This window comes from Sphingobacterium sp. UBA5789, assembly GCF_002418355.1.
Lineage (GTDB): Bacteria > Bacteroidota > Bacteroidia > Sphingobacteriales > Sphingobacteriaceae > Sphingobacterium.
The window spans coordinates 1,365,478-1,391,195 of sequence record NZ_DIDX01000004.1 but is presented as its reverse complement, the minus strand read 5'-3'; the positions used below and the strand labels follow the sequence as shown (position 1 = coordinate 1,391,195).

The 25,718-nt window shown below is 40.4% G+C and carries 21 protein-coding genes; 17 read left to right on the top strand and 4 right to left on the bottom strand.

The window, feature by feature from the left end; translation table 11 throughout:
• Positions 1-119 precede the first annotated feature (119 nt).
• On the bottom strand, positions 120-1,238 hold the full coding sequence (locus B4B65_RS15560) for an acyloxyacyl hydrolase (RefSeq protein WP_201679861.1): 1,119 nt from the start codon (positions 1,236-1,238) through the stop codon (positions 120-122).
• Between the two features lie 306 nt (positions 1,239-1,544).
• Here B4B65_RS15560 and B4B65_RS15555 point away from each other — a divergent pair, with 306 nt between their 5' ends.
• The 9 genes from B4B65_RS15555 to B4B65_RS15515 all read left to right on the top strand — a co-directional run bounded on the left by B4B65_RS15555 (position 1,545) and on the right by B4B65_RS15515 (position 12,060).
• The gene (locus B4B65_RS15555; RefSeq protein ID WP_293916646.1) at positions 1,545-2,462 is read left to right on the top strand and encodes an AEC family transporter; all 918 of its coding nucleotides are present in this window, start codon (positions 1,545-1,547) and stop codon (positions 2,460-2,462) included.
• Between the two features lie 134 nt (positions 2,463-2,596).
• Positions 2,597-3,559 (top strand): formylglycine-generating enzyme family protein, encoded by a 963-nt coding sequence (locus B4B65_RS15550; RefSeq protein ID WP_201679859.1) that lies wholly within the window; start codon positions 2,597-2,599, stop codon positions 3,557-3,559.
• Between the two features lie 39 nt (positions 3,560-3,598).
• Positions 3,599-4,915 carry a Gfo/Idh/MocA family protein gene (locus B4B65_RS15545; protein ID WP_293916643.1) on the top strand — a complete coding sequence of 439 codons (1,317 nt, stop codon included), beginning with the start codon at positions 3,599-3,601 and terminating at the stop codon, positions 4,913-4,915.
• 8 nt (positions 4,916-4,923) lie between these two features.
• Positions 4,924-5,964 carry an FAD:protein FMN transferase gene (locus B4B65_RS15540; RefSeq protein ID WP_293916642.1) on the top strand — a complete coding sequence of 347 codons (1,041 nt, stop codon included), beginning with the start codon at positions 4,924-4,926 and terminating at the stop codon, positions 5,962-5,964.
• Positions 5,961-6,893 (top strand): hydroxypyruvate isomerase family protein, encoded by a 933-nt coding sequence (locus B4B65_RS15535; protein ID WP_293916639.1) that lies wholly within the window; start codon positions 5,961-5,963, stop codon positions 6,891-6,893. The genes B4B65_RS15540 and B4B65_RS15535 overlap by 4 nt, the downstream gene beginning before the upstream one ends.
• 96 nt (positions 6,894-6,989) lie before the next feature.
• The gene (locus B4B65_RS15530) at positions 6,990-8,234 is read left to right on the top strand and encodes a nucleoside permease (RefSeq protein WP_293916638.1); all 1,245 of its coding nucleotides are present in this window, start codon (positions 6,990-6,992) and stop codon (positions 8,232-8,234) included.
• A gap of 30 nt (positions 8,235-8,264) precedes the next feature.
• Positions 8,265-9,950 (top strand): GMC oxidoreductase, encoded by a 1,686-nt coding sequence (locus B4B65_RS15525; protein ID WP_201679854.1) that lies wholly within the window; start codon positions 8,265-8,267, stop codon positions 9,948-9,950.
• 19 nt (positions 9,951-9,969) lie between these two features.
• Positions 9,970-11,400: a Gfo/Idh/MocA family protein gene (locus B4B65_RS15520; RefSeq protein ID WP_201679853.1), complete on the top strand. Its 1,431-nt coding sequence runs from the start codon at positions 9,970-9,972 to the stop codon at positions 11,398-11,400.
• A gap of 27 nt (positions 11,401-11,427) precedes the next feature.
• Positions 11,428-12,060, top strand: a complete 633-nt coding sequence (locus B4B65_RS15515) for a gluconate 2-dehydrogenase subunit 3 family protein (protein ID WP_002993990.1) — start codon at positions 11,428-11,430, stop codon at positions 12,058-12,060.
• Between the two features lie 36 nt (positions 12,061-12,096).
• Here the strand turns inward: B4B65_RS15515 and B4B65_RS15510 are convergent, their stop codons facing one another.
• Positions 12,097-12,825, bottom strand: coding sequence for an acyl-[acyl-carrier-protein] thioesterase (locus B4B65_RS15510; RefSeq protein WP_293916633.1), 729 nt, complete (start codon positions 12,823-12,825; stop codon positions 12,097-12,099).
• 198 nt (positions 12,826-13,023) lie between these two features.
• Here B4B65_RS15510 and B4B65_RS15505 point away from each other — a divergent pair, with 198 nt between their 5' ends.
• On the top strand, positions 13,024-13,293 hold the full coding sequence (locus tag B4B65_RS15505) for a hypothetical protein (RefSeq protein ID WP_002993992.1): 270 nt from the start codon (positions 13,024-13,026) through the stop codon (positions 13,291-13,293).
• An 18-nt stretch (positions 13,294-13,311) separates the two neighbouring features.
• Here the strand turns inward: B4B65_RS15505 and B4B65_RS15500 are convergent, their stop codons facing one another.
• Positions 13,312-14,355 (bottom strand): endonuclease/exonuclease/phosphatase family protein, encoded by a 1,044-nt coding sequence (locus B4B65_RS15500; protein ID WP_201679851.1) that lies wholly within the window; start codon positions 14,353-14,355, stop codon positions 13,312-13,314.
• Positions 14,356-14,628: 273 nt separating this feature from the next.
• On the opposite strand from B4B65_RS15500, the gene B4B65_RS15495 reads away from it, so the two are divergent.
• The 4 genes from B4B65_RS15495 to B4B65_RS15480 are packed head-to-tail and all read left to right on the top strand — an operon-like array spanning position 14,629 to position 20,833.
• Positions 14,629-15,270 (top strand): TetR/AcrR family transcriptional regulator, encoded by a 642-nt coding sequence (locus B4B65_RS15495; protein ID WP_201679850.1) that lies wholly within the window; start codon positions 14,629-14,631, stop codon positions 15,268-15,270.
• Positions 15,271-15,288: 18 nt separating this feature from the next.
• Positions 15,289-16,659, top strand: coding sequence for a TolC family protein (locus tag B4B65_RS15490; RefSeq protein WP_293916628.1), 1,371 nt, complete (start codon positions 15,289-15,291; stop codon positions 16,657-16,659).
• A 35-nt stretch (positions 16,660-16,694) separates the two neighbouring features.
• Positions 16,695-17,741 (top strand): efflux RND transporter periplasmic adaptor subunit, encoded by a 1,047-nt coding sequence (locus B4B65_RS15485; protein ID WP_293916626.1) that lies wholly within the window; start codon positions 16,695-16,697, stop codon positions 17,739-17,741.
• A gap of 23 nt (positions 17,742-17,764) precedes the next feature.
• Positions 17,765-20,833, top strand: coding sequence for an efflux RND transporter permease subunit (locus tag B4B65_RS15480; RefSeq protein WP_293916623.1), 3,069 nt, complete (start codon positions 17,765-17,767; stop codon positions 20,831-20,833).
• Between the two features lie 33 nt (positions 20,834-20,866).
• Here B4B65_RS15480 and B4B65_RS15475 read toward each other — a convergent pair whose 3' ends face one another.
• The gene (locus B4B65_RS15475; protein WP_293916621.1) at positions 20,867-21,244 is read right to left on the bottom strand and encodes a hypothetical protein; all 378 of its coding nucleotides are present in this window, start codon (positions 21,242-21,244) and stop codon (positions 20,867-20,869) included.
• Positions 21,245-21,392: 148 nt separating this feature from the next.
• On the opposite strand from B4B65_RS15475, the gene B4B65_RS15470 reads away from it, so the two are divergent.
• The 3 genes from B4B65_RS15470 to hchA all read left to right on the top strand — a co-directional run bounded on the left by B4B65_RS15470 (position 21,393) and on the right by hchA (position 25,705).
• Entirely contained in the window at positions 21,393-21,839 is a 447-nt protein-coding gene (locus tag B4B65_RS15470) for a hypothetical protein (RefSeq protein ID WP_293916619.1), read from the top strand.
• Between the two features lie 290 nt (positions 21,840-22,129).
• On the top strand, positions 22,130-24,736 hold the full coding sequence (locus B4B65_RS15465; protein ID WP_293916617.1) for an alpha-L-rhamnosidase: 2,607 nt from the start codon (positions 22,130-22,132) through the stop codon (positions 24,734-24,736).
• A 117-nt stretch (positions 24,737-24,853) separates the two neighbouring features.
• Positions 24,854-25,705, top strand: coding sequence for a glyoxalase III HchA (hchA, locus tag B4B65_RS15460; protein WP_293916615.1), 852 nt, complete (start codon positions 24,854-24,856; stop codon positions 25,703-25,705).
• Positions 25,706-25,718: the final 13 nt, after the last annotated feature.

Here is a 25,718-nt window from a genome sequence, read left to right as displayed (position 1 = left end):
TATTTTTGTTGCAGTATCTTAGATAGAGGGCACAAGCGGACGCTTGCGCCAGATAAAGGAATGTGTAAAAGCGTTTGCCGGTGTCCTCACCGGCAATATAGTGGCAGATAAATTGGTCTTTAGTGTTTTTTACCAAATGTATATCCTGCAGTCCACTCAATATAATCTGCTTTACCCATATGTGCCTTAATAGACACACCGGCATTTATGTTTTTGTACACATAATAGCGGGCTCCTGCTCTCAGATAAAAGTTTTCGATTTCTCCGTTGAAATCATTTTTATGCAGATAATATCCGATATTTCCATTCAATACCAAACGTTCATTCAGTACATGCGCCATATAAAATGCCGGACCTCCGGAGAACAGGGCGCTAAACTTACCTTTTTCACTGCCCGCAATTTCTTCAGCATTTCCGGATGCAGAGTAAAAGAAATCAAAGCCGCCTCCGAATCTCCATTTATAAGATACGTGGCGACTCATATAAGCACTTAATGTGGCTTTGTGATACCGCTTATCAATCTGTCTGTCAATTTGTTTGAATCCTCCGGCTATGTTGATGTGATATAGCCAAGTCTGTTCAAACGGAGGGACTTCTGCACGGCTGTAATCTGCAGACTCGGAATTAGGCGTATAAGTGAGTGAAGCGGTCAGCGGTAATAGGTTCACACCTTTATTTGGCAGACGCATAGCGCCGTTTGAAAAGTGGTGAAATGCCGCTCCGACACCAACATCGAAATTTTTATGAAATTTATATTTGGCACGAAAACCAAAATCTATAAAAACATTATTTTTTGTTCCGATAACTAAATTTAGTGGATTGGTCTCCTCATTATAGGGCTTAAAGTTGCCGGACAAACCCAACGCAATCCGGTATTCATAGGTCCATCTCTTGTCGTTTTTAGGATGTATAGGGACAATGACAAATCCGTAGAGTGCATAGGGGCTGCCAATAATATTGGTATTGAAAGTGCTGGAGTACAATCCCACTCCATATATCGGATAGTTATAGAGTTGATGGTAAATATCTTTGGATCGTTGCGTTTGCCATCCTACGCGCAGATTGACACCATTATAATAAGCATCTTCAAAAGTGACTTGTTTAATATCCTTTGAGGCAATGATACCCCCGTTTTCGGCTTCAATTTCTATAATTAACGGATTTTTGCGACGAGCAGGTGCGATGCTGTCCTGTGTAGTCCACAGCAGGCTGGATTGTGCTTCGCAAATGCCATGCATAAAAACTAATAAAAGAACTAAAGTAAATAAGTTAAAATTTTTCAATATAGAATGATTAAACCTGTCCGTATAGTTAAGGAAAATGCAAAAATATGTATTTTCCCTGAAAGAAACTTTTGATAGAAAGTGTTTTTTGGTCAGGGTTTTGCCATAAACTTAGATAAATTGCTTCCGGATGCAATTCCAATAGACAGCTGTCAAAAAAATGAAACGATCTTTTTTGTATTCATTATAGCATTATTCAAAAGACTATAATAATGTTTGCCTGAAAAATTTACCTTTGTTAGCGTATTAAATTCTACACGGGTGGCCAACTTTATTTTAATCATTATATGCATTGCTGCGGGATATATACTGAAACAAACAAAACGTATACATCCTGAGGCACATAAAGGGATTAATACCTGGATTCTGTATTTTGCACTTCCTGCTGTCTCTTTCAAATACCTGCCTCATATCGATTGGAACACGGATCTTATAGTTCCTGTACTGAGTCCGCTTGTCGTGTTGCTGGGCAGCATGCTCTTTTTTCGGATTTATTGCTGGCGAAAGCATTACAGCAGCCGTACGGAGAGTACGCTTACGATGGTTTCAGGATTTAGCAATACCTCTTTTGTCGGATTTCCCTTAGTTGCTGCTTTTTACGGAGAGGAATATATGAGTATTGCTATTATCTGTGATCAGGCTACTTTCTTTTTGCTTTCCACGCTTGGAGTTTATCTGGCGACAAAAGGAAGTGCTGATCCTGCAGCTAAGCTTAATCTCGGGTATATCGCAAAACGTTTATTTACATTTCCGCCATTTTTGGGCTGTATCGCAGCCTTGATATTACCTCGCTTTGTTGATCTGACGGCTATGGAGCCTGTTTTTGATAAATTGGGAGCTACTGTATCTCCATTGGCCTTATTCTCTGTAGGTTTACAACTGCAGTTTAAAGGATGGAAAAAGCAGATTTCCCAGATTTCCTTTTCCCTGTTTTACAAATTACTTATTGCGCCGGCTTTAGTGCTGATATTTGTGCTGCTCATCGGAGCGAAAAAAGAGATAGGGGCTGTTACCATATTTGAAATGGCTATGCCTACTTTGGTTTCGACCAGCATTGTGATCGAGCAGTTTCGGTTGAATAGTAAAATTGCAAATATTATCATAGGTTATAGTATTCTTATTGCTTTGCTCACGGCCGGAATCTGGTCTGCCGTCATCCATTATTTTCTTCATTTCTAAACGATTTGCTTATCTGTAACAGATTTGTTATTTCGTTGATATGTGTATTTTGTACAATTAGTGTAACTTTAGTCTTCCTGAAAAAGATATAGTTATTTTCAGGAAAATTTAAACCGAGGAGTCTAACTGATTATATGCGATTAATACTATCATTCTGCCTATTCGCCTGCGTTCATTACGGACAGGCACAATCAAATTTTCAAAAATACACACAGGATATCAAAGGTACCAAGCTGAGTTTCACAATGGAAGCGATTCCGGGCGGGACATTTAAGCAGGGAAGTAATACCGGTAAAGAGGACGAGAAGCCTGTACATGAGGTCAAAATCAATCCTTTCTGGATGAGTACTTATGAAGTGACCTGGGATCTTTACGAACCTTTTGTATATAAAGATTATGAAGTGACACAGTCTGTGGACGGGCAGGTTAGTGCTTCTGTAGATGCAGTGACCAGACCGACCAAGCCTTATCTCGATATGACATTTGGAATGGGAAAAGAGGGACATCCAGCATTGGCAATGACACATTATAATGCAATTCAATTTTGTAAATGGTTGTATGTCAGAACCGGTGTGTTTTTTAGATTACCAACAGAAGCAGAATGGGAATATGCCAGCAGAGCCGGAAGTCAGGACGAATATTTCTTTGGAAATGATGCCTCTAAACTGGATGAATATGCCTGGTATAAAACAAACAGTGATGCGCAGACACAAAAAGTCGGCTTGAAAAAACCAAATAAATGGGGACTTTATGATATTTTGGGAAATGTAGCTGAATGGACGTACGATCAGTATGATGAGTCTTTTTACAAGCAATTTGCCGGCAAAACAGCAGATAACCCTGTAAATATTCCTACTAAACTTTATCCGCACAGTGTACGCGGGGGTGCATTTGACAGCGAAGCAAAAGATCTGAGATCAGCAAACAGAATGGCATCGGATCCAATCTGGAAACAACTTGATCCGCAAATTCCAAAATCAAACTGGTGGTTTCCGGAAGCACCTTTTATAGGTTTGCGTCTGGTACGTCCTCAGACAGCTCCGACACATGAAGAGATCATGGCTTATTATGATAAAGCTCCGATCAAAGATTTTTAAATTTTATATAACTTTTTAAACCTAATAAACTTAATAAAAATGGAAAGTAATTTTCTGCGTAGAGATTTTTTAAAAGCAGGAGCAGCTGTAGCGGGTACGGCAGCCTTAAGTTCAATGCCTGTTTCAGCTGTTTTTGCTGCGGGTAGTGATGTAATTAAGGTCGCTTTAATCGGTTGCGGGGGGAGAGGAACCGGAGCGGCATTTGATGCATTTGCTTCAGGACAGAATATCAGATTGGTAGCTATGGCAGATGCTTTTAAGGATAATCTGGATAGCACATACAGTACATTAAAAGAAAAATTTCAAGATAAAATAGATATTCCCAATAGCCGTAAGTACGTAGGTTTTGACGGTTATAAGTCTGCAATTAAAGATGCGGATGTTGTTATTCTGACAACTCCTCCGGGATTTCGCCCTATTCATTTTGAAGAAGCTGTAAAACAGGGGAAACACGTATTTATGGAGAAGCCTGTTGCAACAGATCTTCCGGGAATTCGTCGTGTACTGGCAGCTGCTGCAGAAGCAAAACGTAAAAAGCTAAATGTTGTAGTTGGTTTACAACGCCGTTATCAGACCAATTACAGAGAAGTTATCAAGCGTGTTCAGGATGGCGCAATCGGAGATGTGGTCTCCGGTCAGGTCTATTGGAATAGTGGAGGTGTATGGGTAAGACCCCGTAAATCGGGTATGACAGAAATGGAATATCAGATGAGAAACTGGTATTACTTCAACTGGTTGTGTGGTGATCATATCGTAGAACAGCACGTACATAATATTGATATTGCAAACTGGATTAAAGGAAAATATCCGGTCTCCATACAAGGTACAGGAAGTCAGGCTTTCCGTAAAGGAAAAGATTACGGTGAAATCTATGACAACTTTGCTGTGGAATTGACTTATGATGATAACTCTGTGGTTTACAGTCAGTGTCGTCACTTTGAAGGAATTTCTAATCGCGTTGATGAAACATTTCAGGCAACTAAAGGGCGTACCTATCTTTCAGCAGGAGGACAAGGTGTACTTTGGGATGCAAATGGAAAAGAGATTTACAGACACGATCCTAAAGGAAATCCGAATCCATATCAACAAGAACATAAAGAACTCTTTGAAGCGATTGCAAAAGGAGAATATAAATTTGATAATGCTGAATATGGTGCTTACAGCACACTGACAGGTATTATCGGTCGTATTGCGTGTTATACCGGAAAAACAATCAAATGGGATAGAGCGCTGGAATCAAATGTTGATCTTCAACCTGCAACGTATGCCTGGGATGCAAATCCTAAGATATTGCCTAATGCAGATGGTTTGTACCCTGTGGCTGTTCCGGGACAGAATACAAACCTTTATATCTAACGTTTTTCATGAAAAGATCATGGACGGCTTTAGTATTCTTTTTTATTGGTTGCCTGTGCGTTTACGCCGGGCAGCCAAATAAAATACCAGACCGTCATGTGATTGATGGAAGAGCACAGGGCACGACGTATCATATTGTTTATTATGCTGAAAAAACGGTGCCTAAAGCAGCAATAGACAGCATGCTGAATGATATTGATAATTCAATGTCTGTCTATAATAAAAACTCTCTTATTTCTAAATTCAATCTTCCGGAGACAACTGCAATCGAAATGGATCACCATATGCAAAAGGTGGTGAACAAGTCATTTGCTTATTATAAACTTTCAAAAGGACAGTTTGATATCACTGTCGCACCTCTGGTGCAATTGTGGGGATTTGGTCCGGCACGTATATCTGCACTGCCTGATGAAGAGCAGATCAAAGCAGCTTTGAAGAATGTGGGGATGAACCAACTCAAAGTAAAGGGAAAACGACTCTTAAAGAAAAATCCGAAAGTCTCTATTGATCTGAATGGCATTGCGCAAGGGTATTCCGTGGATGTACTCGCAGATTATCTGTTGCAGCAAGGTATTCAGAATTTTATTGTAGAGCTGGGAGGAGAATTACGTATCAGTGGCATAAAACCTGACGGTGAGCGTTTGAAAGTTGGAATAGAGCGTCCTGTAAAAACAAATGGGAACACGAGTTTAAAACAGGATGTAATTGTACCATCTGGCGGAGCTATTACTACAGCCGGAAATTTCGAAAAGTTTCTAATGGATAAAAACCGCAAAATTACCCATCATATTAACCCTAAAACCGGCTATTCTTTTGAAACAAGTATTGTCAGTGTTACTGTAAATGCACCGACGGCTATGGAAGGAGATGCGTTGGATAATATTTTTATGGCAATGTCTCCTGATGAGGCAATTGTTTTTGCAAATAAGATAAAAAATATAGATATTTATATTATATACAATAACCAGCAAGGAGATATTCTGGAAAAGCACACGAAAGGCTTTGAGAATCTTTTTGACATAAACCCAATTCCGAATTTATCGCTATGAAAAGAAGTGATTTTCTTAGAAATGCTGCTTTAGTTTCAGGTGCAGCGCTTACAGGCAATGCACTACAAGCCTCCGAACAAAAAAAGCAAAATCTTTTTACTGAACAAAAAGGTAAAACGTTTAAGCTGAACTATGCGCCACATCAGGGCATGTTTCAGGATTCCGCAGGTAAAAACTTTTTGGATGAAATCCAGTATTTTTATGATCTCGGATTTAGAGCCATTGAAGATAACGGTTATCTGGGACGATCGGTAGAAGAACAGGAGAAAATAGGTAATCTTCTGGCCAAGTTGGGTATGACTATGGGCGTTTTTGTTGTGGATGGCGGTCAGAATTGGATGACTTCACTTGCTACCGGTAAACCTGAATTTCTGGATCACTTTGCGAAAACATGTCAACGCTCCGTAGAGGCTGCAAAGCGCTGTAATGCCAAATGGCTTACTGTTGTTCCCGGATTCTATGAGCGTAAACTTCCGTGGGGAAATCAGTTTGCCAACATTGTACAAGCCATGCGAAAAGGAGCAGAAATCTTCGAACCGCATAATCTGGTAATGGTACTGGAAACCTTGAGCGATACCCCGGATCTTTTTCTTCAGCAAACGCATGAGACCTATGCCGTTTGTAAAGCCGTTAACAGTCCTTCCTGCAAAATACTTTACGATATCTACCATATGCAGCGCACTGAAGGTGATCTGATCGTCAATATCGATCGCTGCTGGGATGAAATCGCCTATATACAGATCGGAGATAATCCGGGAAGAAAAGAGCCTACCACAGGTGAGATTAACTATAAAAACGTGTTTGCTCATTTATATAAAAAAGGTTACAGAGGTGTAATGGGGATGGAGCACGGCAAGTCCAAAGGCGGAAAAGCTGGAGAAGAGGCACTTGTGGCAGCCTATAGAGAAGTAGATAGTTTCAGTGTGTAACTTTTTTAATAGTGTATTTTTTACAATTTGATTTTTTTTATAACTTGCTAAATATTTAAACCACAATAATTGTAATATCATAAACCATCTACCTCTATGTCTACAGGAATAAAAATAAAATTATCTTTCATGATGTTTCTCGAATTTTTTATTTGGGGAGCATGGTTTGTTACGTTGGGGACTTTCCTGAGTAAGAGCCTGAATGCAACAGGTCTGGAAAGTGCAAATGTATTTTCTACCCAGTCCTGGGGTGCTATAGTTGCACCATTTATTATAGGGATGATTGCGGATCGCTTTTTCAATGCAGAGCGTATCCTGGGAGTACTTCATATTGTGGGTGCTTTTCTGATGTATCAGATGTATCAGTCTACTTCAGTAAGTGAATTTTACCCGTATGTACTGGGATATATGCTGCTTTATATGCCAACTTTATCTTTAGTCAATTCGGTTTCTTTCCGTCAGATGAAAAATCCGGAAAAGGAATTTTCAATTATCCGGATATTCGGAACTTTGGGTTGGATATTTGCTGGATTAGCGATCAGTTATCTGTTTAAATGGGATTCGGGTGATGGTTTGTTGAAAAATACATTCTTAATGGCAGGTATTGCATCATTGGTATTAGGTTTATTTAGCTTTACACTTCCTAAGACTCCACCTATCAAAATTGAACAGACGGAAAAGGCTACTATAGGTCAGATTCTTGGGCTGGATGCCATCAAGCTGCTGAAAGACAAAAACTTCTTACTGTTCTTTATATCTTCTATACTGATTTGTATTCCTTTGGCATTTTATTACAAGAATGCAAACGAATTCCTAAGTGAGATTAATCTGGAAAATCCTACAGGAAAAATGACTATAGGTCAGATTTCTGAAGTCCTGTTTCTGCTTTTGCTTCCGGTGTTCTTTACCCGTTTTGGTTTTAAGAAAACTATTCTGGTGGGCATGCTTGCCTGGGCTGCACGCTACCTTATGTTTGCTTACGGAAATGCGGGGGACCTTACCCTTATGTTAATTACAGGAATTGCTTTACACGGAATTTGTTACGACTTTTTCTTTGTTTCAGGACAGATCTATACTGATAATAAAGCTGGTGCCAAATATAAAGGTTCTGCTCAGGGCTTGATTACATTAGCTACCTACGGTGTAGGTCAGCTTATCGGGTTCTGGGTGGCAGGATATGTAAGTGATATGTATATGGATATCAAAGCAACGGATGTTGCTTTATTCTGGAATAAAGTATGGGTGATTCCTGCCGGAATTGCAGTTGTTGTTTTCTTATTATTCCTGATTTTCTTTAAAGATGAGAAGATAGAGAGCACCAAAGAGACAGAAACTATTTAAACAAATTATAAACTATTAAAGAGAAGAGATATGGCAGATAATGTATATGACGCAATTGTCATCGGATCAGGAATAAGCGGAGGTTGGGCTGCAAAGGAACTGACGGAAAAAGGACTTAAAACAATTGTCTTGGAACGTGGTCGTAATATCGAACATGTGAAAGATTATCCATCGCCCAATAAAAATCCATGGGATTTTGAACATCGCGGAGGTCGTACAACACAAATGGTCAAAGATTATCCTGTTCTTAGTCGTGACTATCCTCTTAATGAAAAAAACCTGGATTACTGGGTTAATGAGAAGGAAAGTCCATATACAGAGGTGAAAAGATTTGACTGGTACCGCGGGTACCATGTCGGAGGTCGTTCGCTGATGTGGGGAAGACAAAGTTACCGTTTCTCTGATCTGGATTTCGAAGCCAACCTTAAAGATGGTCATGGTACTGATTGGCCAATTCGTTATAATGAGATCGCTCCATGGTATAGTTATGCAGAGAAATTTGCAGGAATCTCTGGTAACAGAGACGGTCTTGCCGTATTGCCGGACGGAGATTTTATGCCGGCAATGGAGATGAATATCGTCGAAAAAGATCTTGCCGCACGATTGAAAACTCAGTATGGAGGTAAAAGACACTTTATCATGGGAAGAACAGCAAACATCACCGTTCCGCATCATGGACGTGTTAACTGTCAATACCAGAATCAATGCTGGCTGGGCTGTAATTTCGGTGCATATTTCAGTACACAATCTGCAACATTACCGGCAGCTGTGAAAACTGGAAACCTGACATTGAGACCTTTCTCTATCGTGAAGAATATCATCTACGATAAAAATACTAAAAAAGCAAAAGGAGTAGAGATAATTGATGCAGAGACAAATAAGACTTATGAGTTCTTTGCAAAAGTAATTTTTGTATGTGCTTCAGCGCTTAACTCCACATGGGTATTGATGAACTCCGCTACGGATGTTTGGGAAGGTGGATTAGGAAGTAGCAGCGGACAGTTGGGACACAATCTGATGGATCATCATTTCCGTTGCGGAGCCGGAGGTTCAGTTGAAGGTTATGAAGAAAGCTATACTTTTGGTAGAAGACCTAATGGTATATACGTTCCGCGATTTGTAAACGTAGACGGAGATACTAAAAAACGTGATTATATCCGTGGATTCGGGTATCAGGGTGGCGCGAGCCGTGGACGTTGGTCCGGAGCTGTTGCTGAAATGAGTGTAGGTGAAGCCTGGAAGGATGCGATTCTGGAACCGGGTGGCTGGAGTGTAGGCTTTACAGCTTTCGGTGAAATGCTTCCTTATCATGAAAATAAAGTTACCCTCGATAAAAATGTTAAAGATAAATGGGGCTTACCGGTACTGGCGATCGATGCGGAAATAAAAGATAATGAGATCAAAATGCGTAAGGATATGCAGGAGGAGATGAAAGAGATGTTGGAATCTATCGGTGTGAAAGATGTATATACTTATGACAACGTTTACGGTTTAGGACAGGGAATTCATGAGATGGGTACAGCCCGTATGGGTACAGATCCTAAGAATTCTGTATTGAACGGTCACAACCAGGTATGGGATGCTAAGAACGTATTCGTTACAGACGGAGCTGCAATGGCTTCAGCTGCATGTATTAACCCTTCACTTACTTATATGGCATTGACAGCCCGTGCTGTTGATTTTGCGGTCAGTGAACTGAAAAAAGGAAACCTATAATCAAACGTCTTCATAAATTATGGATAAAAACAGTAGTACTTCAAGGAGAGATTTTATAAGGTCGGCTGCGACAGCAGCTGCCGCTTTTATGATTGTACCACGCCATGTACTTGGCGGTACCGGATTTATTGCACCAAGTGATAAATTACAGGTAGCCGGAATCGGAGTTGGCGGAAAGGGAGCAAGTGATATTAATTCATTCTTCGCAAGTGGTAAAGCCGATATTGCTTTTTTGTGTGATGTAGATGATACAAGAGCGGCAGGTACGGTTAAGAAATTTCCGAAAGCAAAATATTATAAAGATTACCGCGAAATGTTAGATAAGGAACATAAGCATATAGATGCTGTTTCTATCTCTACTCCGGATCATAATCATGCGATCCAGTCTCTTGCAGCTATGCAATTAGGTAAGCACGTATACGTACAGAAACCTCTTACACATGACGTATGGGAAGCTAGAGTGCTGACCGATGCAGCTAAGAAATATAAAGTAGTCACGCAGATGGGTAATCAGGGAGCATCTAACGATGGCCCGCGTCAGGTACGGGAATGGTATGAAGCCGGTATTATCGGTGATGTACATACCGTATATTGCTGGACAGACAGACCAGTTTGGCCTTCAGGTATTCCATGGCCTACACAAAAAGGTCAGATCCCTAAAGAGCTGGATTGGGATCTGTGGTTAGGTACTGCCCCTCAACGTGATTATATTGATAAATTAGTTCCTTTCAACTGGAGAGGCTGGTGGGACTACGGGACTGGTGCATTAGGTGATATGGGTTGTCACTTACTGGAAGTACCTTTCAGTACATTGGGGTTAACGTATGTGCAGGATGTACAAGCCAGCGTAGGGACAGTCTATGTAGATGAATTCAAACGCGGATATTTCCCGGAAAGTTGTCCTCCTTCCAGTCATGCAACACTAACCTTCCCTAAAGGTAATCGTACTGCTGGTCCGGTGACCTTACATTGGATGGATGGTGGTATACAGCCTCCAAGACCAGATGAATTAGGTCCTAATGAAATCTTTGGTGACGGTGGTAATGGGATTTTATTAGTAGGTACGAAAGGAAAAATTCTGGCAGATACTTACGGGCAGAATGCACGTTTACTTCCAACTTCACGTAAAGAAAATGTAGCACAAAAATATGCGCGTGTTGCAGGTGGTGCGGAAGGTCACTATGGTCAGTGGGTAGAGGCATGTATTGCCGGCTATGGTAAAAAAGAGGTGAGCTCACCGTTTGAGATCGCTGGCCCGCTTACTGAAGCATTATTAATGGCTAATCTCGCTATTCGTGGCGCAGATATGCGTATTAATAATAAATATCCGGGTAGAAACCTGAAATTACTGTGGGATAATCAACAAATGAAAGTGACTAACTTTGATGAAGTCAACCAGTTTGTAAAAAGAAATTACCGTACAGGTTGGGATATCAAATATACAATTTAAGAATTAACGTTTTAAAACGATAAAGATATGAATAGAAGAGAAGCATTACAGCGTGTTGCCCTGTTGATGGGAGGAACTGTTATTGGCGCTAATCTTTTCTTGGAAGGCTGTTCCCGTTCAGCTTCAAAAGATACAGCAAAGCTTTTTGAAAAGGATTCTGTCAATTTTCTTGGTGATCTGGCAGAAGCAATCTTACCAAAAACCAGTACACCGGGAGCGAAGGAAGCAGGTGTAGGAGAGTTTATACCTGTCATGATCAGAGACTGTTATGCAGATACTGAGCAGAAGGTATTCTTAGACGGCATCAATACCGTTGATGATCGTGCCAAGAAAGAATTTGGTAAGAAATTTCAGGAACTAAGTAAGGAAGATCAGACTAAATTTGTCAATATCCTGGATAAAGAAGCCAGTGAATATAACGCTAAGCAGGCAGAGGCTACAAAAGCTCAGCGTGAGAAGGATGCACTGAAACAAAATGAAATGTATCGTGTGCCAAAAAGTGATCCTCCACACTGGTTTACGATGTTTAAGCAATTGACCCTTACCGGTTTCTTTACTTCAGAACTGGGTGCTACTAAAGCATTACGTTATGTGAAAATTCCGGGAAAATTTGACGGTAATTATCCTTATAAAAAAGGAGAACACGCCTGGGCATTGTAACAGAAGATAAAAAAAGCGGACAACTGTCCGCTTTTTTTATCTTAACCCTATAGCCATCAGAAAATTGATCTTTGGATTCTTTTCTACCTTAAAGAAGATCTCTTTATCGGTGTGTGCACTGGAAATCGTGACGACATCGTGGTAGGTGAGTTCCCGTAAATAATTCATCTCCAAAGAATGAATATTGTTTTCCAGCACCAGCTCCGGTTTCAATGTATCCAGACACCAGTCCATATATTTTACATTGTTGACATGCTTGACGATGTCCAGATCAGACAGCACAACCTGATAATTTTTAATAAATTCTGTTTCCGTCGCAAGGTTTAATCGGGAAAAAGGTTTTGAAGTTGCTGTTCTCTCCGGATAGGTGGTAAAACCTTCTGTAGAAATTGCCAGATCTTCCGAGCCTCGTTTCAGGGTGTTGATCACTGCCCAATAGGTTGTTGCAGCCAGATAGCGTTCTCCTTTAACATAAATTTCAAAATTACGTATGGATCTCGCTCCCTCAAATTCCTGAACCCAGGTTTTAATATGAATTTTATCCAGCCACTTGGGTAGTCTGGAAATCTCCATCCGTATTCTGCTCAATACCCAGGCCTGATTATTCCTGGCCATTTCAAAAAAACCGAATCCGGCTGCAATAGCGTGTTCACCGGCCGTTATCTGAAGCATATTGCTCATCTCTGCGTATTTAATCAAGCCTGAGGCATAGCAATGGGTGAAATTCACTTCCCACTCTTTCTCGTATATAGACGGTCTTTCCATAATCCTGTTTGAGCATAAAAATAATGTAAATGTCAAAGAAACCCAATCTGTTTCAAAATAGTGTCATGTAAAAGAAAAAATACGAACGGATGTTGTTTATAAGTGAAAGTATATCTAAATTTAGCTAACAAGATACAAAAAAGCCTAAAATGACGTTTGTATCATAAGGTTCCTGTGTACATTTTAAAATTGTTGATTATGATGATCGGAGAATTAATAGCAAAAGAAGAATTGCCAAATTATAAAATAATACCTGCCCCTGTAGATCATTCTGAATTGTTGAAGGATAAATTAGAAGGAGCACTGCGGTTGGGTAATGCATTTAAATCAAAAACTACAATTGTCTTTCAAACAGAAGACGGGCCAAAGCGCATTGAGACTACAATTTGGTCTGTTACTGATAAATATTTACAGATCAAAAGCGGTGTACTGATTCCGTTGAAATCTGTTTTGGGAATAGAATATTAAAAGAAAAGTGCTGTATGATCAGCACTTTTCTTTTTTCTCCTGAGCCATTTCTATATCTTCCTGATCCACCTCCATTGCTTCCTGCTGATATTTTGCCGAATTTTCAAACTGAAGATGTGTGAATATTGGAAAATGATCTGAATCATAGTTGTGTAATCTCTTCATGCATACTAATTTGAAATCTGTACTACAGAAGATATGATCCAGAGGGAAACGTAGAATCGGATAATGGGCATGAAAGGTATTCATAAAGAAACGGCCTCTTCTGGGATCTAATAACTGACTCATCTTTAAAAATAGTTCTGTTGTATAACTCCAGGCCACATCATTCAGGTCTCCGCATACAATCACCGGCAATTTGGATTTACGCGCCATATCTGCAACTAACAGTAATTCTTTATCCCGTTCTGTCGATCTCGGATTTTCATTCGGCACCGGAGGGGTAGGGTGTAAAGCATAGATTTGTACTTCCTGTCCGTTTTGCAAAACGATCTTCGTATGTATAGACGGAATATCATCCTCTACCAGATATTTTACTTCAGCATCCCGCAATTCAAATTTTGAGAATAAGAGCATTCCATAAGTGTTATCTATAGGCTCTTTGACATAGTAAGGATACTTCTCTTCTATACTGCGTAATGCTTTCTCCCAGGCATGACTGGTTTCTAGCAACAGTACCATATCCGCATCTGTATCCTTGATGACGCGTATGCAACCCTCATAATTGTTGTTGTCTTCATATACATTTGAAATCATAATTTTTAGATCCTGTTCCGGTCTTTTGTCCTTTATTTTCAATACCTGCTTAGCGGAGAGAGGAGTGAAGGGCAGAATCTGTTTTATAAGATAAAGGATAGTGAGTCCCAGTACTGCAAGTAGAATATTTCTAAAGGTAGTAGCTGGACATAATACGATCACGGATACAAATGTAGCGGAGGATAGTACTAATTTCTGCAGACGAGGATATTCAAATACACGGAATGTCCAGTAGTCATGGCGGATCAGGGGAATAAAGGCCGTAAGAATCCACAATACGGATAAGATATATAGAAAAATGATCATGAAATAAAATGTAAATGTTGTGCTGAACTATTAATCAAACATTATGCTAAAGCTGATCATTCGTGCTAATATTTTATGAAATATATATGAAATTTAAAATAATGAACAGTGTTAACTATGGTTATGCTTGAATTATAATCTCTTTTAATTGCCTTTTATTGATGTTTTATGCTTTTATTTCATAACGTGTCATATTTATTTTGAAAATAATATTTCAATATTTTTTCTTTTTATTAACAGTGTTAATTATATTTGACATGTTAATATATTAATATGGGAATAAGGGAAAGAAAAGAGAAACATAAAGAAGATCTGCGTCAACGCATCCTCGATGCTGCCAAGGAACTGTTTTTAAAACATGGTTATGAAGCTACTTCTATACGTAAGATAGCAGAGAAGATAGAATTTAGTCCGACTACGATCTATTTATATTACAAGGATAAGACGGACATTATGTACGCCTTACATCAGGAAGGTTTTAAATTATTAGGGACACAGTTTATGGTTTTACAGTATGTACATGAGCCTTTTGAGCGATTGAAGGCTATGGGGAGAGTTTATATGAGTTTTGCACTTAACAATCCGGATTTTTATGAACTGATGTTTATTCAGAAAGAGCCTCTGGAATTTGTCAGAAATAATTGTGTAGATGAAGGCTGGGAAGAGGGAGAGCAATCATTTGCGGCCCTCATACGTACCGTAGAAGACTGTCAGTCTGCGGGATACTTTACACAGTTTGATGCCAATACATTTGCGTTGAATGTGTGGTCGCTCATGCATGGCTTGTGCAGTCTTAAGTTGCAGGGACACTTGGATCATGTTGCATCAGTCAAGCTTGCGGTAGCAGAAGGAGAAAATGTAATGAACCAGACGTATGAAGGGTTTATCCGGGTTCTGGAAAGTTTGAAACGTTAACTATTAACACTGTTAATTATGAAATTTTTTAAAACCGGCAGATTAGTCCTTTCCATGCTTCTGTCAGGCTTCATAACAATTCCGTTGCAGGCACAGGAAATACTGGATACCTATGTTTCGGAAGCATTCAGGAACAATATCGTCTTGCAGCAAAAAGATGTCTCGCTGGAAAAAGCGCAATATGCTTTGAAAACAGCAAGGAGTCTTTTTCTTCCCACAGTAGCTTTTCAGGGAGCCTATCAGACTGCAGATGGCGGACGTAATATTCCTTTACCGTTGGGTGACCTGTTGAATCCTATATATTCGACACTTAATCAGCTTACGCAATCCAGTCAGTTTCCGGTAATGGAGAATCAGAATATTAATTTCCTGCCAAAGAATTTCTACGATGCTAAAATCCGGACTACTATGCCGATTATCAATACGGATCTGACGTATAATAAGCGTATCTCGGAGCAGCAGGTGGTGCTTCAGCAATTTGAAGTGGTGATTTATAAACGGGATCTGGTCAAAAACATTAAAACGGCTTATTATAACTATCAAAGTGCATTGCAGGCAGTGGATATTTACAAATCTGGTTTGCAACTTGCCAATGAAGGACTACGGGTCAACGAAAAATTATTGGAAGGTGGAAAGGGATTGCCTGCTTATGTGCTGCGCTCCAGAAGTGAGGTCGAACAGGCTAATGCTCAATTGGTCGCTGCTGAACAACAGGTGCTGAATGCGCGGATGTATTTTAATTTTCTCTTAAACCGGAATGCGGAAACTAATATTGATGTCGATACGGATAATAAAGCAGGACTGGATAAGGTAAGTACATTACTTGCAGACCTGTCATTGTCTGAGAAAAGAGAAGAATTAAAGGCTCTGGATCAGGTTGTAGAGATTAACAGAACGGCTCTGAAAATGAATAAGCAGTATGCGGTGCCCAAGCTGGCTGCTTTTGTGGATTTGGGTTCCCAGTCTGAAGGATTTAAATTTAATAACAATACCCGTTACTATATGCTAGGGCTGCAACTGGATATTCCGATATTCACTGCAGGCAGAAATGATATAAAGGTCCGACAAAGTAATCTGGATGTTCGTAATGCGGAACTACAGGTCGATCTGGTGACTCAGCAGCTGAATTTAGCCACCCGGACTGCTCAGAATAATCTGAAAGCAGTTTATCAGAAATATCAGTCATCCTTGAAGCAATTTGAAGCGGCATCCAGCTATCAGCGCTTAATTGAGAAAGGGTACAAAGCAGGTACAAATACATTCATCGAAACTATTGATGCACGTAATCAGTATACCTCCGCACAATTATTAGTCAATATAAACAGGTACAACGTGTTATCTGCAATGGCAGATCTTGAACGCGAAACGGCCGCTTATTTAATACCTTAATTTCCTCACCATTCATAAATTTCAGACAGATGAAAATGAACATATCATATCCGGTTCTATTGCTTGTGGCACTGAGTTTCAGCGCCTGTGGAAATCACAAAAAAGAAACCTCTACTATGGCTGATCAGGATACTATTCCTGTAAAAATAATGATGTTGCAGATGGAAGATGCAAATCATGCTATTCAGTCTTCAGGACAGTTTACAACAAATGATGAAACTTTCCTTTCGTTCAAAAATGGAGGGATCATCAATAAAATATATGTTAAAGAAGGAGATCCTGTACATAAAGGGCAGTTACTGGCTTCTGTCAATCAGACGGAAATCTCAGCGCAGGTGCAACAGGTAACTTTATCTTATCAGAAAGCTCAGCGTGATCATGACCGGGCGAGTCAGCTGTATCGGGACAGTGTCGCGACACTGGAACAAATGCAAAACGCAAAAACGGCTCTTCAGGTTGCCAGGCAGCAATTGGACGCAATCAAATTCAATCAGAATTATTCGGAAATCAGAGCAACCAGCAACGGATATGTATTGAAAAAACTAGCTAACGATGGTCAGGTGGTAGGGCCGGGAACTCCAGTTCTGCAGATCAATGGCGCAAATCAAAGTAAATGGGTACTGAAGATCGGTCTGAGTGATGAGCAATGGGCGTCACTAAAGATCGGAGACAGAGCGGACATTACTACAGACGCACTTCCGCAAGCTGTTTTGCAGGCAAAAGTAAGTCGTAAAGCAGAAGGAATAGATCCGCAAAGCGGAACCTTTGGCGTAGAACTCACGCTGGATGATGCCAATACAAAAGGATTGGCTGCCGGATTGTTTGGAAAGGCTACTATTATTCCTACCAGGACTACCAGCAGCTATGCTATTCCATACGATGCCCTTCTGGATGCCGGTGAAAATGAAGGGTATGTGTTTGTGACAGATGATGAGAAGACAGCAAAAAAAGTAAAAGTAAAGCTGGGAGCAGTGTTGAAAGATAAAATCAATATCAGCGGAGGATTGGAAAATGCCCGTGCATTGATTATTTCCGGCAGTGCTTATCTCACTGATGGTTCAAAAATAAGAATTGTGAAGTAAGAAGGATAAACAAATAGAATCCAATGAAAATATCAGAATACGCTGTCAAAAATTATCAGTTTACCCTGATCATGGTATTAATGGTCATGGCACTGGGAATCTCTACCATATTTACTATGCCCAGATCTGAGGATCCGGATATGAATGCACCCAATTATCCGGTAGTCGTCGTGTATCCCGGAGCTAGCCCTAAGGATATGGAGGAACTGGTCGTAAAACCTCTCGAAAAGCGCATATACGGTCTGGAAAATATCAAGACGATAAAGACAACTATTCGGGATGGTCTCGCCGTATTGTTTGTCGAATACAAGTACAATGTCAATGTAGATGATAAATATCAGGAACTGGTTCGTGAGGTAAATAGTGAACGAGGAAATCTTCCTGCCGAAATATACAGCATGGAGGTACAGCAGGTGTCTCCTTCGGATGTCAATGTACTCCAGATCGCACTGGTATCCGAAAATGCCTCCAGAGATAAGATGAAGGCTGCGGCAGAAAATCTGCAGACAGCACTGGAAAAAATACCTTCGCTTAAGAATGTGGAAATTATGGGGCTGCCTGATCAGTTGGTCAGAGTAGATCTTAATCTGGAAAAACTGGCTCAGATGCATATTCCTGTGACACTGATTGCTAATGCAATACAAAGTGAAGCTGCCAATATACCGGGAGGAAGTGTCAATGCCGGTAATAAATCATTCAATATAAAAACGAGTGGGAATTATCAGAATATAGATGAAATCAAAAATACGGTTGTCTTTAGTGGTAACGGCAAAAATGTCGCTTTAAGAGATGTGGCAAATGTTTATTTCGATTACTCACAGGATAAGGATATTACCCGTTTGAACGGATACCGTTGTCTGTTTGTCGTAGCAGCACAAAAATCAGGTGGCAATATTACGGCAGCACAAAAAGCTTACCTGCCTGTCATCGATACGTTCAAAAAGACTTTGCCCGGCAATATTGATCAACAGGTTATATTTGATCAGGCAGATAATGTAAACAGTCGTCTGGGTGGATTGGGGATAGATTTTGTAATAGCGATCCTGTTGGTTATTGTCACACTTCTGCCTTTGGGGACACGAGCATCTGTGGTGGTCATGGTGTCTATTCCGCTATCTCTGGCTATCGGGATTGTGATGATCAGTGCTTTGGGTTTCAGTCTTAATCAGTTGAGTATTGTAGGGCTGGTGGTCGCTTTGGGGCTACTGGTGGATGATAGTATCGTAGTCGTAGAAAATATAGAACGCTGGATGCGTGACGGACATAGCCGTCTGGATGCTACGTTGAAAGCGACTAAACAAATCGGTATGGCTGTTATCGGTTGTACAGCGACACTGGTGATTGCTTTTATGCCTCTCATGTTTCTTCCTGAAGCTTCGGGAGAATTTATACGAAGCCTTCCGGTAGCTGTTATCTGTTCCGTGATTGCATCTATGCTGGTTGCATTGACGGTAGTTCCGTTTCTGTCAAGTAAACTGTTAAAACCACATGCAGATGCGAACGGCAATATTTTTCTACGTACACTACAGAAGATTATCCATGGCTCTTATGCCCGATTACTGGATAAAGCACTCGCCAGACCTGTATTGACGATTGTGATTGCATTGATTATTTTCGGAGGGTCAATTGCATTGATTCCGGTAGTAGGATTCAGTTTATTTCCTGCTTCTGAAAAGCCACAGTTTTTAATCAATATTTCTACGCCTTTGCAATCGAATCTGCATTATACAGATTCCATCACCAGACAGATCGAAAAGGAACTCCGGGATATACCCGAAGTACGTTATTTCGCTTCCAATGTGGGAAAGGGTAATCCAAGAATCTATTATAATGTGTTGCCTCAGAATGAACGCACAGATTTTTCTGAACTATTTGTGCTCCTGCAACCTGATGTCAAATCAGACCGTAAGCTGGAGATTATCGAAATGCTTCGGAAGAAATGGACACCTTATCCGGGGGCAAAGGTAGAGGTGAAGAATTTTGAACAAGGACAGCCTATTATCTCACCTGTAGAGGTCCGTCTGTTGGGCGATAATCTGGATACTCTTCGGAATCTGGGCGGACAGATTGAAAATATGCTGTTGCAAACGGAAGGGACAATCTATGTCAATAATCCGTTGAAAAATCTGAAATCAGACATTAAAGTTAATATTAATAAAGAAAAGGCTCAGGCATTAGGTATTGCGACTATTAACATTGACCGGACTGTACGTATGGCTGTTGCGGGTATCGATGTGGGTAAATATGTGAACCCTAACTCGAAAGGAGATGACTACAGTATCTTGCTGACGACCAGTCATCCGTCTTACCCAGACCTGAGTGTGTTTGACAATCTGTATGTCAATAACAATCAGGGGCTATCTGTTCCGTTGATGCAGGTCGCTTCGCTGCAACTGGAAACTTCACCTTTGAGTATTAATCATTATAATAAGACAAGGACGATATCTGTAAATGCTTTTGTACAAAAGGGATTTTTGAATGATAAGGTTATTCAGGATGTCAAACAGCAGATGGATGCCTTCAGGTTACCTGCAGGATACAGTTATGAAATGGGAGGGGAGATCGAAAGCCGAAACCAGTCTTTTGGTGGTTTTGGTAGTATTATTCTGGTTACCCTGTTTATGTTTATTGCTGTACTGGTGCTAGAATTCAAAACATTCAAGAGTACCTTGATTGTGCTTTCTGTGATTCCTTTAGGTATAGTTGGAGCTGTGCTGGCGCTGTTGTTTACAGGTAATTCACTTTCATTTGTAGCGACAATCGGAATAGTGGCATTAGCAGGAATAGAGGTTAAAAATACCATCTTGCTGGTTGATTTTATCAATCAGCTACGGTCAGAAGGAAAATCGCTGAATGATGCCATTGAAGAAGCCGGTGAGATCAGATTTTTACCTATTATTCTGACGACACTGACTGCCATCGGCGGACTGCTGCCTATTGCTCTGTCCAGTAATCCTTTGATTTCTCCCTTAGCTATTGTTATTATTGGGGGATTGATCAGCTCAACTTTGCTATCCCGCATTGTCACACCTGTGGTATACAAACTGATGCCTCCTAAAGTAGATGTGGTAGCAAAAGAAGAAGTCGTATAAAGCTGTATTAATTTCCACTATCAATGCTCCTGTTTAATGAGCATTGATAGTAGATTGAATCTGTGTTTTAAGTTGTTCAAATGATCTGTATATGTCTTCAGAAACCTTTGTCTTATCTACATCTATCAGGAGATGGTGTGATCTGAGGATGACTGTGTAGCCATCTGACGAAGTCCATGTTGCAGATGTTTTGCTATTTTCTGCCGGCTTGCCCAGTGTGTTGGTTATCAATGTTTTTAGTTGCTTTTCTTTATCCGTGTCAAAGCTGGCAGTAAGCGAAAACTGTTTGTCCGTAACGGATGTCGAAATACTTGTTCTACTTGAAGTTGTTGCTTCTGCAGTAGCTGATGTTTGCGCAAATACATGTACTGTGAACAAGAGTGTAATTGCTGTAAGAGTGAGATTTTTCATTGTTTCTATTTTTACTTATTGTATCGCAAATATGAATATCTTATCCAGGACAGTTGGTTAATAAAGGGTTAATGAAGGGTTAACGGGATACCGGAAGTAAAAGCCAAAGATGTATATTTAAAATATATTTTGATAAATCGATATGAGAATGAAAAAAATCTTGCTTCTATTCGTTGTAATCACAGGTTGTGTAGCTCAAAAAAAAGGTGATTTTGAACTTAAGGAATTAGTGTCTGCCGGCTATGAGTTTGAAAAAGAAGGGAATACAAATCGTATCGATTATTTATATGCCGAAGGAGACTTTTCGTATCGTCCGGAGGAGTACAAACTATTGAAACATAAAGCGGAAGAAAAAAAAGCGACCCTTACCAATAAAAAATACACATTACACTCTCTCTATATTTATAAGAAAACAGATATTATCAACCAACATTATGGGAAGGGTAAAGAAGGTCTGGATGGCCATAACCGGGATCTTATTGCTTATGTAAGATATAGCGGAGATAAGATGGATATCTGTTATATTATTGAAGAAGGAAATGTAATCTATGATGTGCTTACAGATCAAAGAGAAGATTTTGAATTTGAGAAATAGATATTATAATAAAGCGAAGTCCCGACTTCGCTTTTTTTGCGTCCTGTCATATCTTTCTTTTGTCAGGGCACAGTAACTTACAGGGACTGAATTTCCCAAACCATAAGTCCTTGTCAACCTTTTCGATATCTTGAAAATAATTGATATATTCGTTTCTGAACCAACTAAAACAATTTAATAGCTTATTATTTTGTTGTCAAACTTGTTTGCTTTCGCTGATCCGGAAGGAGCCAAGACTATGAAAAATATGATAAGAAATGCGTGAATTTTTATTGATTGCTATTTTGTGTATGAACAGTATTGTTTATAGCAGCGAACAGACAGATGGTACGCCCATTGAACTGAAATGTGAACATCTGATAAATCCCTTAGGAATAGATACGCCAAAGCCACGGTTTAGCTGGAAGCTAAACGATAAACGGAAAGGGGCGCAGCAATCCGCTTATCAAATCTTTGTAAGCAGCGATTCTCTGGCATTAGCAGCTGGCAAAGGAGACCGTTGGAGCAGTGGAAGGCAATCTGTCTCTGATATGCTTGTTTCATACACAGGACCGGCTCTGAAAGCACAGACAAAATATTTTTGGAGAGTAAGAGTCTGGGATAAGGACGGAATACCCGCTACCTCATCTATTGCATCTTTTGAGACCGGTATGATGGGAGCGGAGCGGTGGAAAGGGAAATGGATTAGCGACAATCACGATATCCATTATAAGGCTGCGCCGTATTTCAGGAGAACATTCACTATTCAAAAATCAATTAAATCTGCCCGTGCTTATGTGGCTGTAGCCGGACTCTATGAGCTTTCTGTAAATGGGAAGAGGATCGGAGATCAGCACCTGAATCCCATGTATACCCGTTTTGACAAACGTACCCTGTATGTGGTGGAGGATGTGACGGCTCAGCTTCGCTCCGGAAAAAATGCTGTGGGTATACTATTGGGTAATGGCTGGTATAATCATCAGCCTTTAGCCGTCTGGGATTTTCATAAGGCTCCATGGCGAGACAGGCCGGCATTTTGTATGGACTTACATATCGTCTATATGGACGGAAGTGAAGAAACTATTGTTTCTGATAATAACTGGAAAACGTCTTCCGGGCCGATTACCTATAATAATATCTATACCGGAGAGCATTATGATGCTCGTCTGGAAATGCCGGAATGGGATAAGTCCGGATTTGATGATTCCGCATGGCAGCCTGTCCGCTTCAGGAATCCACCTTCATCAACTGTCGTCTCCCAACAGATTGCACCTATCCGCTTAGTCAAATCTTACAAACCCCAATCCGTTCGTAAAATAGATGAAAAAACCTATGTATTCGATATGGGGCAGAATATGGCAGGAATCACACAATTAAAAATCAGCGGCCGGGAAGGTACTGTTCTTCATATCCGGCATGGAGAGCGCTTACATCCTGACGGAAGACTTGATCAGTCTAATATTGACGTGTATTATCTGGGGGATAAGAAGACCGAACCTTTTCAAACGGATATTGTAACCCTCAGTGGCAAAAAGGAAGATGAATTTATGTCCAGATTTACCTATAAAGGTTTTCGTTATGTGGAAGTAAATAGCAGTGAACCCATTGTAATGGATGAATCCATGCTAAAGGCTTATTTTATGCATAGTGATGTACGTCCTGTTGGTGAGTTGGCTACCTCTTCATCTTTAGTAAACAATCTATGGAAAGCGACTAATAATGCTTACCTGTCCAATCTGATGGGATATCCTACGGATTGCCCGCAAAGAGAGAAGAACGGCTGGACCGGAGACGGGCATCTGGCTATAGAAACTGCATTTTATAATTTCGATGCCATCACTGTGTATGAGAAGTGGATGGCGGATCACAGAGATGAGCAGCGGCCTGATGGTGTGCTGCCGGATATTATTCCTACCGGAGGGTGGGGATATGGTACTGCTAACGGATTGGACTGGACGAGTACGATTGCTATTATTCCGTGGGAGGCATACATGTTTTACGGAGATGTACGATTGCTGGAGGATTGTTATCCGCATATAAAACGTTATGTGGATTATGTGGACAGTATCAGTCCCGGTGGCCTGACGACTTTTGGAAGAGGGGACTGGGTGCCGGTCAAATCACAATCTAACCTGGAGCTTACGTCTTCGGTTTACTTTTTTGTGGATGCGACTATACTGGCTTCTGCAGCTAAGTTGCTGGGGAAAACAGAGGATCAAAAGAAATATGAAGCCCTGTATCAAAAGATCAAAACGGCCATCAATAGTAAGTTTTTAAATGCCTCCAAAGGTATCTACGCCAATGGAACACAGACCGAATTAAGTGTTCCGCTTTACTGGGGTGTGGTTCCGGAAAATATAAAAGAAAAGGTAGCATCCAACTTAAACCGGAAAGTGGAAGAAACAGATTTTCATCTGGATGTAGGTGTATTAGGTGCAAAGGCTTTGCTGAATGCCTTGAAGGAAAACGGCTATGGCGAGACGGCCTATAAAGTAGCTGTACAGGATACATATCCTTCCTGGGGCTGGTGGATCGTAAATGGAGCAACTACTTTACTCGAAAACTGGGATTTAAATGCCAAAAGAGATATTTCAGATAATCATATGATGTTTGGAGAGATCGGTGGCTGGTTCTTTAAATCCATAGGAGGTATATTACCGGATCCGGAGCAACCCGGATTTAAGCATATTCTGTTAAAACCTATATTTCCAAAAGGTCTGAATCAATCTTCTGTAACGCATACTTCTCCTTACGGAGATATTCTATCCTCATGGGCTGTCCATGGTGAAACTATACTATATGATGTCGAAATTCCGGCGAATTCATCAGCAACCTTTTACCCTCCTGAAAACATCAGGAATGCGAATGTCATAACGCTGGAAGCCGGAAAACATACGCTGCGCTTAGATCTGAAATAAAGAAATATGATCTTTTACCCCTGAACATCCGTGAAGGGCATACGCTAAGGAATTTTAAAAAAGAGAAACACAATTGAATCAGATAGCTGTTATAAGTGTAGAATAAAGCGATAAACTATGACACAAGAACTAAGTAAAGATCCTGTTTTTGACGGGACAGGTTATGAGCCATCTGCATTTTCCAGAGCTATGTTTGTTACATCTAAGACCGACTATGATCATGCGGTTTACAAAAATGCAAACAGCAATAAAAATAAAAAAATATTGGTTGTATGTACTGAAGAGCGGTATATGGAAATGAAAAACGGTAAAAAGTTTTCTACCGGAAACCATCCTGTAGAGACATTGGTTCCTTTGCTTCATCTGGAGGCTGCGGGCTTTGAAGCCGATATTTATACCGCAACCGGAAAGCCTGTAGCACTGGAAATGTGGGCTATGCCTGCCGAAGATGAAGCAGTCAAAGAAATTCTGGCTAAATATGAATATCAATTTGACAAACCAAAGAGTCTCCAGCAGTTTGTAGCGGATGGCATGCAGACCTCAACGGAATATGTAGCTGTATTTATTCCCGGTGGCCATGGTGCTATGCTGGGTTTGCCTGAAAATGAAGATTTAAAAAAGATAATCAACTGGTCTCTGGATAAGGATATATTTATGCTGGCGATCTGCCATGGCCCGGCGGCTTTGCTTGCGGCTTCCCACGGTGAGTCTCCGGAGAAATTTCCATACAAAGGTTATCAGATCAAATCATTTCCGGATGAGATCGATACTAAAACTCCCGAAATTGGATATGTTCCCGGTGATATGCCCTGGTTTTATGGAGAAAAACTTGAAGCATTAGGAATTGAAATTCTGAATACGGATATTAGCGGTGCCTGTCATGTAGACCGAAAATTGATAACCGGCGATAGTCCTTTGGCTGCAAATGCTTTTGGTAAAGTAAGTGCGGAAGCTCTTCTGGGAAAGTAATGTAGTCTTCAGG